This is a genomic window from Streptomyces sp. NPDC005374 (genome assembly GCF_042872225.1).
In the GTDB taxonomy this organism is placed as follows: Bacteria; Actinomycetota; Actinomycetes; order Streptomycetales; family Streptomycetaceae; genus Streptomyces.
This window is the reverse complement of record NZ_JBIAKA010000014.1, coordinates 176,937-191,304: the sequence shown is the minus strand read 5'-3', so window position 1 is coordinate 191,304 and position 14,368 is coordinate 176,937. Positions and strand designations below refer to the sequence as shown.

The following is a 14,368-nucleotide window of genomic DNA, read 5'->3' as shown; positions in this document are numbered from 1 at the left end:
GACATGTCCGAGCAGACCAGCGCCGCACCGGCGGGCTACACCTCTGTCGCCCCCTGGGTCGTCACCGACGACACGGGAGCCTTCCTCGACTTCGTCACCGAGGTGTTCGGGGGCGAGGAGCTCGGCAGGGTGGCCACCGAGTCCGGGGCGATCGGGCACGGCGAGATCCGGATCGGCGACACGGTCGTCCTCGCCTTCGACCGGGGCGCCGACTGGCCGGTGATGCCGAGCCTGCTGCGGGTGTTCGTCGAGAACGCGGACGACACGTTCGCCCGGGCCCTCGCGGCCGGCGCCCGGACCGTCACGTCCCTGTCGGACAGCGCCTTCGGACAGCGCGGCGGCCGGATCAGGGACCCCTTCGGCAACATCTGGTGGGTGGTCGCCCACGTCGAGGACGTCCCAGAGGAGGAGATGTGGAGGCGCCTGCGGATGCCGGTCTACGCGGACGCGATGCGGGTCGCCCAGGAGACGTTCGACGCGGAGATGACGGGACGGCAGAAGGGCCGCAGCAGCGCACCGGTCGCCCCGACCAGCCCGTCCGGGGGCGCAGCCCCCAGGGATGCGCGCCCACCGGCCTAGTCGAAACGCTCCAGATCCCGCAACCAAGCCCTCGCAGAGCTGTCCGACGGCGCACGCCAGTCACCGCGCGGTGAGAGCGACCCGCCCGCCGAGACCTTCGGTCCGTTCGGCATGGCCGAGCGCTTGAACTGCGCGAACGCGAAGAAGCGCTTGCAGAACACCTCCAGCCACCGCCGGATCTCCGGCAGGTCGTACGCGCCGCGCTTGGCCTCGGGGAAGCCCGGAGGCCAGGCACCGGCCTCGACGTCGTGCCAGGCGTGCCAGGCCAGGAAGGCGATCTTCGACGGCCGGAAGCCGTACCGCAGTACGTGGAAGAGCGTGAAGTCGTGCAGCGCGTACGGCCCGATCTTGGACTCGGTGGACTGCATCTCCTCGCCCGGTACGAGCTCCGGGCTGATCTCGGTGTCGAGGATCGCGGTGAGGATGTCACCGGTCTCCTCCTCGAACTGTCCGCTGCCGACGACCCAGCGGATCAGATGCTGGATGAACGTCTTCGGCACGCCCGAGTTGACGTTGTAGTGGCTCATCTGGTCGCCCACGCCGTACGTGGACCAGCCGAGCGCCAGCTCGGAGAGGTCACCGGTGCCGAGGACGATGCCGCCGCGCTGGTTGGCGAGCCGGAACAGGTAGTCGGTGCGCAGCCCGGCCTGGACGTTCTCGAAGGTGACGTCGTACACGGGCTCGCCGGCGGCGAACGGGTGGTCCATCTCCTTCAGCATCAGTCGTGCGGTCGGTGTGATGTCCAGCTCGGCCGCGGTGACGCCGAGCGCGGCCATCAGCTTGTGGGCGTTGCCCTTGGTGTGGTCGCTGGTGGCGAAGCCGGGCAGCGTCCAGGCCAGGATGTCGCTGCGGGGTCGGCCCGCGCGGTCCATCGCCCGGGCGGCGACGATCAGCGCGTGCGTGGAGTCGAGGCCGCCGGACACCCCGATGACCACCTTCGGGCCCCCGATCGCCGCGAGCCGCTGCTGCAGCCCGGCGACCTGGATGTTGTAGGCCTCGTAGCAGTCCTGGGCGAGCCGCTCGGCGTCGGCCGGCACGAACGGGTAGCGCTCCAGACGGCGCTTGAGGCCCAGGTCGCCCGACGGCGGGTCGAGCTCGAACGACACCGTCCGGAAGTCCCCGGTGCGCGCCTGGTGGGTGCGCCGGTTGTCGTCGAACGTGCCCATCCGCATCCGCTCCTGCCGCAGCAGGTCCAGGTCCACGTCGGCCACCGCGTACTCGTCACCGAGCGGGAACCGTTCCGTCTCGGCCAGCAGCACGCCGTTCTCGTAGACCATGGCCTGCCCGTCCCAGGACAGGTCGGTGGTCGACTCGCCGAGACCGGCCGCCGCGTAGACGTACGCGGCGAGACAGCGCGAGGACGCCGAGCGGCACAGCAGCTTGCGGTCCTCGGCCCGCCCCACGGTGATCGGGCTGCCGGAGAGGTTGACCAGGACGGTGGCACCGGCGAGGGCCGCCTCCGCGCTGGGCGGCACCGGCACCCACATGTCCTCGCAGATCTCCGCGTGCAGCACGAGACCGGGGACGTCGGCGGCTTCGAACAGCAGGTCCACGCCGAAGGGCACGTCCGAGCCGCCCACGCGGATCGACCCGCCGCGCTCGTCGGCGCCGTCGCCGATCTGCCGACGTTCGTAGAACTCGCGGTAGTTGGGCGGGTACGACTTCGGCACGACACCGAGAACCCGCCCGCGGTGCACGATCACCGCGCAGTTGTAGACCCGGTTGCGGTGGCGCAGCGGGGCGCCGACGACCAGCACGGGCAACAGCTCGGCCGATCCCGCCACCACCTCCGCGAGGGCCTGCTCGACCTCGTCGAGCAACGCGTCCTGGAGCAGCAGGTCCTCGATGGAGTAGCCGCACAGTCCCATCTCCGGGAAGACGGCGACCGCGACCCCCTCCTCGCCGCACCGGCGCGCGTGGCGCAGTACCGCTTCGGCGTTGGCGGGCGGGTCCGCGATGACGGTGTGACCCGTACACGCGGCGACGCGTGCGAACCCGTGCTGATAGATCGACCAGAAGTTCAAGGCAGGCACACGATCAGTGTAATCGTCAGAGCGACACGATGTGCACGGGGCCGGACGGTTACCGGGGCCATCAGTGCTTGAAGGTCGGGTAAGGATCCGCCGACACCCATTGCCGTATTGTCATGAACTTGTCTTGAATAAAGGCATGAATCATGATGATGCGGGCCGAACGGCCCGTGGCGCACGGTGGGGCTGGTTCCTGGGCTGGGCCCTCGTGGGGGCGTGCGGCGGCATCGGTCTGGCCGCGATCCTGACCGTGGGGGCGGCCCTCCTCGCACTCGCCGCGGCGGCCGCGGTGTTCCTGCTCCGCAAAGGGCCCCGCCGCGCCGTGGCGGGAGCCGTCTCAGGGGTGGCCCTGCCGCTCTTCTACCTCGCCTACCTGAACCGGGGCGGCCCGGGAGACGTGTGCCGGACGGTGTCCGGCGGGCAGACCTGCACCGAGGAGTACACCCCGGTGCCCTTCCTCGTCGCCGGGGCCCTGCTGCTGGTCGCCGGCCTCGTGATCCACGTCATGGCCGGCCGGGGCGGGGAGGGCGACCGCGTGGCGGAACGGTAAGACACCGGCACACATCAGGGGCCCGTCCCCGGAGGCTGGAACCTCCGGGGACGGGCCCCCGCGCGTGATGCCGGCTCAGTGCTTGCGGTACGACGAGACGTAGTCCGAGGCAGGCGTGCCCACGCCCGTCACGTCGTCGTAGCCCTTGACCGCGGACAGCGAGCTGTCCTTGCCGAGGGAACGGACCGAGGTGGCCAGGCCGTCGGTCGCGTCGTAGCCGTTCACGAAGTCGATGCGAGCCTCGGCGAGACCGGACCCCGTGGGGTTGTCGGTGACGTCGTGGAACGCCTTCGACCCGTACTTGGCGTAGATCGACGGGTTGGCGAAGCCGATTGCCCTGCCGCCGCGCGCCTCCTGGGCCAGCGCCTGCACGGCCGCGATCACCGGCGAGGCCAGCGAGGTGCCGCCGATCCGGTACTGGCTGTACTGCTCCGACCCGTCCGGGAACGCCTGGGTCTGACCGACCAGGAAACCGGTGTTCGGGTCGGCGACCGCGGAGATGTCCGGAACCACGCGGTTGCCGGCGGCGTTGTTGGCCGTGGCGAGCGCGTTCGGGACGACACCCTTCTGGTAGAAGGGCTCGGCGACCGTCTTGCTGGTGCCGCCGCCCGCACCCGAGGTGAAGGCGCCCGGGAAGTTCGTCCAGCTCTTGCCGTCCGTGGACAGCGTGGCCTTCTCGGTGCCCCAGCCGGTCTCCCACTGGTACTTGTCGCCCTTGCCGACGGCGAGCGAGGTACCGCCGACCGCCGTCACCCACGCCGAGTTGGCCGGGGTGTCGACCTGCTTCGTACCGGTGTTGGCGACCTCGTCGCCGTTGTCGCCGGAGGAGAAGTAGAAGCCGATGCCCTCGACCGCGCCCAGCTGGAACACCTGGTCGTAGGCGGCCGCGAGGTCCGGCGTCTGGTTGGCCTCGATGTCGCCCCAGGAGTTGGAGACGATGTCGGCCAGGTGCTTGTCGACGATCTTGCCGAGCGAGTCGAGCAGGTCGTCGTCCATGCAGGACGCGGCGCCCACGTACGTGATGTTCGCGTCCGGCGCGACCGCGTGCACGGCCTCGACGTCGAGGGTCTCCTCGCCGTACCAGCCGGACGCGTCGCACTCGTCGGCGCCGGTGTTCGTGTAGGTGTCGGGCAGGACCTGGCGCAGCTGGCCGGTCTTGTACGCCGCGTCACCGTTCTTCTTCGCGTAGGTGGCCGCGTCGAAGGCGATGGTCGGGGAGGCGAACGCGTCGGTGATGGCGACCCGCACCCCCTTGCCCGTGTACTTGCCGGCACCGTACGCGGCACGCAGCTGCTTGCCCGTGTAGCCCTGGATCGCGTACGGGATCTTCGCGCCGTACGCACTGGGCAGCGTGCTCGCGATGTTCGAGCCGTAGTACGAGGAGAACGGCCCGGAGTTCTTGAACACGGCACCCGGACCGGGCAGCTGGTCCTTGGAGCTCGCCTTGTGCGGCGCGTTGTCCAGGCCGGTCACCGTCAGGACGGCGCCGGCGAGGGCGGCCGGGGCGGAGGCGGTCTTCACCGGGGCGCGGTAGGTCTTGGAGCCCTTGGTGTAGTTGTGCAGCTGGGTCCCGAAGGCCTTCTCGACGGAGGCCACGTCACCGCTGACGGCGACGTAGTGCGCCGTCACGCCGGTGACCTTCAGGCCCGCCGACGTCAGCCAGGACTTCACCGCGGCGACCTGAGCCTTGGTCGCGCCGAAGCGGGCCTGGGTCTGCGCGGCGGTCAGGTACTTGCCGTACGACGCCGAGGCCGGGTCGGCCACGGCCTTCGCGTAGGCGGCGAGGCCGGCGGCGTCCTTGCCTGCGAGGTAGACCCGGGCGGAGACGTGGGCGCTGTCCGAGGTGGCGCCCTTGTCGGCCTTGGCCGTGGCCCATGCGGGCTTCGTCCCGGCCAGCGTGTCGCGGTTCGGGCTGTCCGCGGCGTGGGCCGCGGGTATGCCCAGCGCCAGCGCGCCCGCGAGCATCGGCAGTGTCGCTGCCAGGCTCACTCCGGCGCGCACCGTGGCGCGATTGGATCTCATGGAACCCCCTGTGCGGTTCGTCGCGAGTGATCACTCGAGGGTCGCCACTCTTTCGATGAACCGTTCATGCCAGGGGAATGCCAGTGTCAAGACAAGACCAATTAACCTAATGGCAAAGCCATTTGAGGATTAAAACGCCGCGAATACCGAGGGTTAACCCTCTGCGACCCTCTATGAAGGCGCTTTCGCCCCCCGCTCCTTCAGCATCCCCGCCATCAGGTCGATCTCCGACTGCTGCGCGTCGACCATCCCCTGCGCGAGCCGCTTCTCCACCTTGACCGTGCACTTCTCGACACAGCCCTTCGCCATGTGGATGCCGCCCTTGTGATGCTCCGTCATCAACTGCAGATAGAAGATCTCCGCCTGCTTGCCGCCCAGGGTGCCCAGCTTCTTCATCTCGCTGTTCGTCGCCATGCCCGGCATCAGCGAACCTTCCCCGGCGGAGGGCATGTCACCCATGTCCATCCACGTCATCGGCGGATCCGCCGACACCTTCGGCAGCCCCCACAGATCCAGCCAGCCCAGCAGCATGCCGCGCTGGTTGGCCTGCGTCTGCGCGATGTCGTAGGCGAGACGGCGCACCTCGACGTCCTTGGTGCGGTCGCGCACGATGTACGACATCTCGACGGCCTGCTGGTGGTGCACGGCCATGTCGCGCGCGAAGCCCGCGTCCGCCGACGCGGCGGTCGGACCGTCGGCCGAGCCGCCGTCCTCGGCCACCGCATAGGTGATCGCGCCGGCCGCGACCAGCACGCCCGCCACGGCCACGGCCACCCCCGCGGACCTCACTGCGACAGACCGCTCGTGCACGCCGCGCCCGGCTCGGGCGTCTGCTCGCCCTGCACGAACTTCTCGAAGAACTTGTCGACGTTCGGGTCCTTCGCCCCCGTCACCGTCCGCTGGTGCCCCCAGGCCGACAGCATGATCGGGTCCTTCTGGTTGTCGTCCGGGCTCATCAGCGTGTACGGCGTCTTCTTCACCTTCGCCGCCAGCGCCTCGACGTCGGCCTTCGGGGCCTTGCTCGTGTACGTCACCCAGACGGCCCCGTGCTCCAGGGAGTGCACGGCGTTCATGTTGTTGAGCGCCTTGGCGTAGACGTCGCCGTTGCAGTTCATCCACACCTGGTTGTGGTCACCGCCGACCGGGGGCTCCATCGGGTACTTCACGGTCTTGGCGACGTGGGTGCGGCCCAGCGTGCCCTTCCAGGTCTTCACCCCGTCCGAGCCCGTGACGAAGTGCCCCGCCCCCTTGGAGTCGGCCGCCGTGTCCGCGTCGTCGGACTGCGACTGCACCAGCACGACGGCGCCGGCGACCAGACCGGCCACGACCACCACACTGGCGGCGACGACGAGGATCCGGTTGCGACGCTCCCGGGACTGCTCGGCGCGCCGCATCTCCTCTATGCGCGCCTTGCGTGCCGCGCTGGTGCTCTTCTTGGCGGAACCCATGAGGTGTGTCCTTCTGGGGGAAAGGGGCTGGACGGATGGTGACGATCGGTCCGCTGATCGTAGTGGGGCGGGGGCGGCGGTTCGCAGGGAGCCCACAGGAAACCCGCAACGCGCGGTGAGACGGGGAGGGCCGGGCATTACGTATGTCAGTCCGAGCAGGCAAGATGGGCGGCGGAGCAGTACATCAGCCGGACGTGAGGCGTTCACTCCTGGGTCGCCCGGACGATCAAGGTCGGCAACGCGCATGAAATGGTGTTGTGGTGTGATGCTCAGGTGCCCGACCGCCTCCTGCGGGACACGGAGACAGGCGGCCTGACCAGCAAGGATGGGGAAGCGCAAGATGGACAAGCAGCAGGAGTTCGTGCTCCGGACGTTGGAGGAGCGCGACATCCGGTTCGTACGCCTGTGGTTCACGGACGTGCTGGGCTTCCTCAAGTCCGTCGCCGTGGCCCCGGCCGAGCTTGAGCAGGCCTTCGACGAGGGCATCGGATTCGACGGCTCCGCGATCGAGGGATTCGCTCGCGTATACGAGTCCGACATGATCGCCAAGCCGGACCCCTCGACCTTCCAGGTTCTGCCCTGGCGCGCCGAGGCCCCCGGCACGGCCCGGATGTTCTGCGACATCCTCATGCCGGACGGCTCCCCGTCCTTCGCGGACCCGAGGTACGTCCTCAAGCGGGCCCTGGCCCGCACCTCCGACCTCGGGTTCACCTTCTACACCCACCCGGAGATCGAGTTCTTCCTCCTGAAGGACCGGCCCCTGGACGGCTCGCGCCCCACCCCGGCCGACAACTCCGGCTACTTCGACCACACCCCGCAGAACATCGGCATGGACTTCCGCCGCCAGGCGATCACCATGCTTGAGTCGATGGGCATCTCGGTCGAGTTCTCCCACCACGAGGGCGCCCCGGGCCAGCAGGAGATCGACCTCCGCTACGCGGACGCGCTCTCCACCGCGGACAACATCATGACGTTCCGCCTGGTCATGAAGCAGGTGGCGCTGGAGCAGGGCGTCCAGGCGACGTTCATGCCGAAGCCGTTCTCGGAGCACCCCGGCTCGGGCATGCACACCCACCTCTCCCTCTTCGAGGGCGACCGCAACGCGTTCTACGAGTCCGGCTCGGAGTACCAGCTCTCCAAGGTCGGCCGCTCCTTCATCGCGGGCCTGCTGAAGCACGCCGCGGAGATCTCCGCGGTCACCAACCAGTGGGTCAACTCCTACAAGCGCATCTGGGGCGGCTCCGAGCGCACCGCCGGCGCCGGCGGCGAGGCCCCCTCCTACATCTGCTGGGGCCACAACAACCGCTCCGCCCTGGTCCGCGTCCCGATGTACAAGCCCGGCAAGACCGGCTCGGCCCGCATCGAGGTCCGCTCCATCGACTCCGGTGCCAACCCGTACCTGGCGTACGCCATGCTCCTGGCCGCCGGCCTCAAGGGCGTCGAGGAGGGCTACGAGCTCCCTCCGGGCGCCGAGGACGACGTCTGGGCCCTCTCCGACGCCGAGCGCCGCGCGATGGGCATCGAGCCCCTGCCCCAGAACCTGGGCGAGGCCCTGACCCTCATGGAACGCAGCGACCTGGTCGCCGAGACCCTGGGCGAGCACGTCTTCGACTTCTTCCTGCGCAACAAGCGCCAGGAGTGGGAGGAGTACCGCAGCGAGGTCACGGCCTTCGAGCTGCGGAAGAACCTGCCGGTGCTGTAGGGGTTCCTGCCGAAGGGGGCGCGGAGAGTGAAACCGCGCCCCCTTCGGCGTCTACTCCGCCGCCTGCTGTGCCAGTACCTGGTGCAGCGGCTCGGTCTCCCTGCGCTTGTACTCCTGGATCGCCCAGCCGTTGCCGTCCGGGTCCTTGAAGTACATGAAGGTGGCGCCGTCCTGCGGGGCGAACTGGACCGGTTCGCTCACGTCCAGGCCGCGGGAGGTCAGTTCCTCGTAGGCCGCCTTGGCGTCCGTGACGCAGAGTTGCATGCCGTGGTACGTGCCGGGCTGGGGGGCTCCCGTCGGGACCTGGAGACCGTCCACCAGGGCGATCGAACAGCCCGATCCGGGCGGGGTCAGCTGACAGATCCGGACGCCCTCCATCACCTCGCCGTCCAGGTCCACGTGGAAGCCGACCTTGTCGCGGTAGAACTCCTTGGCCCGGTCCACGTCCGTGACCGGCAGCAGGATCACTTCGAGGCTCATGTCCATGGCGTGACTCCCTTGTCGACGTCAGTACAGAGGGCCGTTCTCAGAAGCGCCACCGCGTCTGGCTGAACGGCTGTCCCTTACCGAAACCGAAAACGGTCCGCGGCGCCACCGCGTAGACGACCGCGTGTCCCGGGCCGTGGTGGAAATACCCCTCCCGCACCTCGAAGCGCCAGAAGTCCCCGTACTTCGCCTCCCACGCGGCGGCCAGCTCCCGCAGACGCGTGTCGTCGGACACCCGCACCGCCTCGCCCTCCACCACCAGGTCGTAGCCCTTGTCCCAGATGTTGGTGCCGGTCGTCAGCGTGACGTGCGGGTTGTGCGCGAGGTTCTTCGCCTTGCGTTCCTCGGGACCGGTGCAGAAGTGCAGCGCGCCATGGGCCCACACCCCGGGCAGCGGCGTGACGTGCGGGCGCCCGTCCGGTCGTACCGTCGAGATCCAGAACAGTTCGGCGGCGGCCAGCAGCGACTCGGCGTCCGCCCAGGAGTGTGCCGTCGCATCGGGGTCGCTGTAGCGCGGGTCGAGGTGGGTCTCGGGTTCCTTCTCGGTCATCACAGAGCCTCCGGCTCGGGGAACACCCGGGCCACCGCGGCGGTCCGGCTCGACACTCCCAGTCTGCCGAAGGCGTTCTCCAGATGCTTGCGAACGGTGCTGGGGGAGACGACGAGCTGTTCCGCGATCTGCGGGGTGCTCATGCCGAGGGCCACGCAGCGCAGGACGTCGAGTTCGCGGTGGGTGAGGCGGACGGGGCGCCTGTGGTGACGGGCGGCGTCCTTGTAGAGGTCGTACAGGTGCGGGGCCATCATGCGCAGGGTGGTCATCTCGTGCTCGGTGAAGGCCCTGCCGTCCTCGCGGAAGAACTGGAAGACCCGGGTGCGGTTGGGCGCGGTGGGCAGGGCGACGGCCGCGATGGTCGGGTGTGGGGTCAGGAACTCCGTGTAGATGGGCAGGTTCCGCAGTTCGCGGACCGAGCGGAAGTCCGCCATCTGCGTCGCCTCGGGGACGTCGTGCGGTCGGCAGACCCGGGCGCACTGGGTGTGCTGGTGGCGCCAGCGCCAGTACCCGGCCATCTCCTCCTCCACGGCCGCGTCGCCCACCGGCGGCGTGACGTCCTCGACCGCTCCGCTCTCGTCGTCGAGCTCCTGCACGTGGAGAATCCGCCTCGTCGGGATGTCCATTTCGCAGAAGCTCGCCGTGTCGCACGGGATGAGTCGCAGCAGCCCCTGCAGCAGACACTCCGGGGGCACACCGCCGCCCGCGAGACCCTGCCGGGCCTGCTCCAGTACGTCCGCCATGCTGCGCAGATGGGCCTCGGCGGTGGTGTGGGGCGGGGTCATCTCGGCCTCCCCGGGCCGGTGTTGGTGCCTGGTCTCGACGCTACGCCCCGCCCGTGCGCGTCGCCGTGGGATTCGCCAAATGACGAATGGGCCACGGCCGTCGGAGCGAGCACGCTCGTCTGCGGGCGACCGGCCCGGTCACCCGCAGACACGGAGACAGCCCATGCGTTCACATCCACGTCCACCACGTCCACCACGTCCACCCCGTCCACCCCGTCCACCCCGCCCGAAGCGTCCGCACCGGCCCGCGGCCCTGCTCGCGTGCACCGTCCCCCTGGCCCTCACCCTGCTGGCCACCGGCTGCGACACGTCGTCCGCTCCGACCGCCGCCGACGCACAGGCCGCCGACGGCACGTTCTCGTCCGTACGGTTCTCGGCGAGCCCCCGCGGTGACATCCAGGTCACCGGCGCCTCCCGTACGGCGGTCACCCCCGCCGGGGACCGCCCGGTGACCGGGGGCCGCGCCCACCCCTTCGACCGGCCCTCGGGAAAGCTGCTGGTGGTGCTGCGCCACTGGCCCAAGCAGGAGCGTGCCGCACGTGACGTGGTGCGGTTGCTGCCGCCGCCGGACGACGTGGCGATCGAGAGCGCGTACCTCGTCGACACCGGCGACTGGGCGCTGGCCGAGCTCGACGGTCACCCCGTGCAGTGGCTGCGCCGCGACACCATCCGCGTCGACGCCACGAAGGCCGGCCCCGCCGCGCGCACCCACCTCACCCTGTCCGGGCCGCGCGGGAGTCGCCCCGGACAGGTCACCCCGCCGCCGGACGACCACGCGTGCGCGGGCCTCGACCCCGCGGTGAACCGGTACGTCGTCCTCCCCGAGGTCGCGACGGGCGCCGCCGTCCCCGACGTACTCGCACGGCTGCGCGAGCGGTGTCTCGACGTCCAGTACGCCTCCGTGCCCGGAGGTGCGCCCCGCGGCACTGTCCGGCGGATCGAGATCCCGGTCGCCGGCCATATGGCGCCGGTGGCCGAACTGCCACCCACCGAGGACCCCGGCCGGGGCGACCCGGCCCAGGGCCGCCGACCGGGCGACAGCGTCCTCACGGACCCGTCCCGGCCGACGACGGTCGTGGTGATCCGCTGAGCCGCACCCACGAGCCCCGCCAGAAGGGAAACCATCCACCCGCGCCCAGGCGCTCATCCCCAGCTCTCCGGTTAGGCTCGATCGACACGACCTTGATCGGACGGGAGGCCCGGGATGACGGCGGCGCCGGGGCGCAGGAGCAGTACCTTCACGCGGCTGCTGCGGCACGGTTTCACCGACCCGTCGGCCTCCGAGCGGCTGTTGGAGAGCGCGGAACTGAGCGCCCTGCGCAACGACCCGGTGCTGCTGGAGGCGCTCGGCGCGACCGCCGATCCCGACCTCGCGCTGCTCGGTCTCGTACGGCTCCTGGAGGCGCAGCCCGACCGGGAACTGCTTGACACGGTGATAGCGGCGAAGCCGTTGCGGGACCGGCTGCTCGGGGTGCTCGGGGCGTCCGCCGCGCTGGCCGAGCATCTCGCCCGGCACCCCAGCGACTGGCACGCGCTCGTCACCTACGAGCCCCGCGACCTCCACCCCGGCGTCGAGGAGTTCGAACGCGGGCTGGCCGAGGCCACCGACCCCGTCGCCCTGCGCGTCGCCTACCGGCGCTGCCTGCTGTCCATCGCCGCCCGGGACGTGTGCGGCACCACCGACCTCGCCGAGACGGCCGCCGAACTCGCCGACCTCGCCACCGCGACCCTGCGCTCCGCGCTCGCCATGGCGCGGGCCGCCGCCCCTGACGACGCGGCCCTGTGCCGGCTCGCGGTGATCGCGATGGGCAAGTGCGGTGGGCACGAGCTGAACTACGTCTCCGACGTCGATGTGATCTTCGTGGGGGAGGCCGTCGACGGGGCCGACGAGGGCAAGGCCCTGCGGGCCGCCACCAAGCTCGCCTCGCACATGATGCGGGTGTGCTCCGAGACCACCGTCGAGGGGTCGATCTGGCCCGTCGACGCCAATCTGCGCCCCGAGGGGCGCAACGGCCCCCTCGTGCGGACCCTCGCCAGCCATCTCGCCTACTACCAGCGCTGGGCCAAGACCTGGGAGTTCCAGGCACTCCTCAAGGCCCGCCCGGTCGCCGGTGACATCGAGCTGGGCGAGCAGTACGTCGCGGCTCTCGAACCCCTCGTCTGGAAGGCCGCCGAGCGCGAGAACTTCGTCACCGACGTGCAGAAGATGCGGCGCCGGGTCGTCGAGACCATCCCCGTGGGCGAAGTGGACCGGCAGCTGAAGCTCGGTCCCGGCGGCCTGCGGGACGTCGAGTTCGCCGTACAGCTCCTCCAGTTGGTGCACGGCCGTGAGGACGGCTCGCTGCGCAGCGGCACCACCCTCGACGCGCTCCAGGCGCTCGCCGCCGGCGGTTACGTTGGCCGCGCCGACGCCGCCCAGCTCGACGACGCCTACCGCTTCCTGCGCTCCATGGAGCACCGCATCCAGCTCTACCGGCTGCGCCGCACCCACCTCGTCCCCGAGGACGAAACGGACCTGCGGCGCCTCGGCCGCTCGCTCGGTCTGCGCGCCGACCCGGTGACCGAGCTGACCCGCGAGTGGAAGCGGCACGCCTCCGTCGTGCGACGGCTGCACGAGAAGCTGTTCTACCGGCCGCTGCTGGACGCCGTGGCCCAACTCGGGCCCGGCGAGGCACGGTTGAGCCCCGTGGCGGCCCGCGAACGGCTGGTCGCGCTCGGGTACGCCGACCCGGCGTCCGCCCTGCGTCACCTGGAGGCACTCGCCTCCGGTGTCACCCGTAAGGCCGCGATCCAGCGAACTCTCCTTCCGGTGCTGCTGGGTTGGTTCGCCGACTCCGCCGACCCGGACGCCGGACTGCTCAACTTCCGCAAGGTCTCGGACGCGTTGGGCAAGACCCCCTGGTACCTGCGGCTGCTCCGGGACGAGGGTGCCGCCGCCGAGAACCTCGCCCGGGTGCTGTCCGCCGGACGCCTCGCGCCCGACCTGCTGATGCGCGCCCCGGAAGCGGTGGCACTCCTCGGGGACGGCGACGGCGGCGGCCTCGACCCGCGCGGACGGGCCGGTCTCGAACAGGAGATCCTCGCCGCGGTCGGCCGCGCCGGCGGAGCCGTCCAGGCGGTCACGGCGGCCCGCGGGGTCCGCCGCCGCGAACTCTTCCGTACGGCCGCCGCGGACATCGTCGGCTCCTACGGCACCGAGACCCAGCCCGCCGAACCGGACCAGGGCGCCCTGGTGGACCGCGTCGGCGCCGCCGTGTCCGACCTGACCGCCGCGACCCTCGCCGGCACCCTGCGCGCGGTCGTCCGGGAAGGCTGGGGCGACACCCTGCCGACCCGGTTCGCCGTGATCGGCATGGGCCGCTTCGGCGGTCACGAACTCGGCTACGGCTCCGACGCGGACGTCCTGTTCGTCCACGAGCCCCGCGACGGCGTCGACGAGCGGGAGGCCTCCCAGGCCGCCAACAAGGTGGTCTCCGAGATGCGCCGCCTGCTTCAGATCCCGAGCGCCGACCCACCGCTGCTCATCGACGCCGACCTGCGCCCGGAGGGCAAGTCCGGGCCGTTGGTACGGACGTTGACCTCGTACGCGGCCTACTACCGCCGCTGGTCGCTGAGCTGGGAGTCGCAGGCGCTGCTGCGGGCCGAACCGGTCGCGGGGGACGAAGAGTTGGGCCGCCGCTTCATCGAGCTGGTCGATCCGCTGCGGTACCCGGAGGCGGGGCTCGGCGACGACGCCGTACGCGAGATCCGGCGGCTCAAGGCACGGATGGAGTCCGAGCGGATGCCGCGCGGCGCCGACCCCAAGCTGCACACCAAGCTCGGGCCGGGCGGCCTGTCCGACGTCGAGTGGACGGTCCAGCTGCTTCAGATGCGGCACGGCTGCGGTGAGGCGGGACTGCGTACCACCCGGACGCGGGCCGCGCTCGCCGCCGCGGAGGGTGCCGGGTTCATCTCGGCGGAGGATGCCGCGATTCTCGACGAGGCCTGGGTGTTGGCCACCCGGGTGCGCAACGCCGTGATGCTGGTGCGGGGGAGGGCCGGGGACACGTTTCCGTCCGGGGTGCGCGAACTGGCCGCGGTGGGGCGGTACCTGGGGTACGGGCCGGGGCATGTGGGGGACATGCTGGACGACTACAGGCGCACGGCCCGTCGGGCCCGGGGCGTCGTGGATGAGTTGTTCTACGGGGCGTAGGGGGCGTAGGGGCGGAAGGGGCGT

The 14,368-nt window shown here is 70.7% G+C and carries 12 protein-coding genes; 5 read left to right on the top strand and 7 right to left on the bottom strand.

Annotated features, from left to right (window positions below):
* Positions 1-3: 3 nt before the first annotated feature.
* Entirely contained in the window at positions 4-579 is a 576-nt protein-coding gene (locus ACFYRX_RS32370) for a VOC family protein (protein ID WP_389107370.1), read from the top strand.
* Here the strand turns inward: ACFYRX_RS32370 and ACFYRX_RS32365 are convergent.
* The gene (locus ACFYRX_RS32365) at positions 576-2,612 is read right to left on the bottom strand and encodes an NAD(+) synthase (RefSeq protein WP_389107367.1); all 2,037 of its coding nucleotides are present in this window, start codon (positions 2,610-2,612) and stop codon (positions 576-578) included. The two genes, ACFYRX_RS32370 and ACFYRX_RS32365, sit on opposite strands and share 4 nt — an antisense overlap.
* A gap of 136 nt (positions 2,613-2,748) precedes the next feature.
* Here ACFYRX_RS32365 and ACFYRX_RS32360 point away from each other — a divergent pair, with 136 nt between their 5' ends.
* Positions 2,749-3,159 (top strand): hypothetical protein, encoded by a 411-nt coding sequence (locus tag ACFYRX_RS32360; protein ID WP_389107364.1) that lies wholly within the window; start codon positions 2,749-2,751, stop codon positions 3,157-3,159.
* Positions 3,160-3,234: 75 nt separating this feature from the next.
* Here the strand turns inward: ACFYRX_RS32360 and ACFYRX_RS32355 are convergent, their stop codons facing one another.
* The 3 genes from ACFYRX_RS32355 to ACFYRX_RS32345 form a co-directional block, all read right to left on the bottom strand.
* On the bottom strand, positions 3,235-5,181 hold the full coding sequence (locus ACFYRX_RS32355) for a protease pro-enzyme activation domain-containing protein (RefSeq protein WP_389107362.1): 1,947 nt from the start codon (positions 5,179-5,181) through the stop codon (positions 3,235-3,237).
* 171 nt (positions 5,182-5,352) lie between these two features.
* Complete coding sequence (locus tag ACFYRX_RS32350; RefSeq protein ID WP_389107361.1) at positions 5,353-5,955, bottom strand: DUF305 domain-containing protein; 603 nt, start codon at positions 5,953-5,955, stop codon at positions 5,353-5,355.
* 11 nt (positions 5,956-5,966) lie between these two features.
* A complete protein-coding gene (locus ACFYRX_RS32345) occupies positions 5,967-6,629 on the bottom strand; it encodes a DUF3105 domain-containing protein (protein ID WP_389107358.1) in 663 nt (220 codons plus the stop codon).
* Positions 6,630-6,969: 340 nt separating this feature from the next.
* Between ACFYRX_RS32345 and glnA the strand changes: the two genes are divergently transcribed.
* Positions 6,970-8,331, top strand: a complete 1,362-nt coding sequence (gene glnA / locus ACFYRX_RS32340) for a type I glutamate--ammonia ligase (protein WP_389107357.1) — start codon at positions 6,970-6,972, stop codon at positions 8,329-8,331.
* A gap of 51 nt (positions 8,332-8,382) precedes the next feature.
* On the opposite strand, the gene ACFYRX_RS32335 is transcribed toward glnA, so the two are convergent.
* The 3 genes from ACFYRX_RS32335 to ACFYRX_RS32325 are packed head-to-tail and all read right to left on the bottom strand — an operon-like array spanning position 8,383 to position 10,152.
* Positions 8,383-8,817, bottom strand: coding sequence for a VOC family protein (locus tag ACFYRX_RS32335; RefSeq protein WP_389107356.1), 435 nt, complete (start codon positions 8,815-8,817; stop codon positions 8,383-8,385).
* Between the two features lie 40 nt (positions 8,818-8,857).
* Positions 8,858-9,367: a pyridoxamine 5'-phosphate oxidase family protein gene (locus tag ACFYRX_RS32330; RefSeq protein ID WP_389107353.1), complete on the bottom strand. Its 510-nt coding sequence runs from the start codon at positions 9,365-9,367 to the stop codon at positions 8,858-8,860.
* The gene (locus ACFYRX_RS32325; protein ID WP_389107350.1) at positions 9,367-10,152 is read right to left on the bottom strand and encodes a LuxR C-terminal-related transcriptional regulator; all 786 of its coding nucleotides are present in this window, start codon (positions 10,150-10,152) and stop codon (positions 9,367-9,369) included. Before ACFYRX_RS32325 ends, ACFYRX_RS32330 begins: the two co-directional genes overlap by 1 nt.
* Before the next feature lie 163 nt (positions 10,153-10,315).
* Between ACFYRX_RS32325 and ACFYRX_RS32320 the strand changes: the two genes are divergently transcribed.
* Both ACFYRX_RS32320 and ACFYRX_RS32315 read left to right on the top strand, forming a co-directional pair.
* Positions 10,316-11,242, top strand: coding sequence for a hypothetical protein (locus ACFYRX_RS32320; protein ID WP_389107347.1), 927 nt, complete (start codon positions 10,316-10,318; stop codon positions 11,240-11,242).
* A 114-nt stretch (positions 11,243-11,356) separates the two neighbouring features.
* Positions 11,357-14,344, top strand: a complete 2,988-nt coding sequence (locus ACFYRX_RS32315) for a bifunctional [glutamine synthetase] adenylyltransferase/[glutamine synthetase]-adenylyl-L-tyrosine phosphorylase (protein ID WP_389107345.1) — start codon at positions 11,357-11,359, stop codon at positions 14,342-14,344.
* The last annotated feature ends 24 nt before the right edge of the window (positions 14,345-14,368 follow it).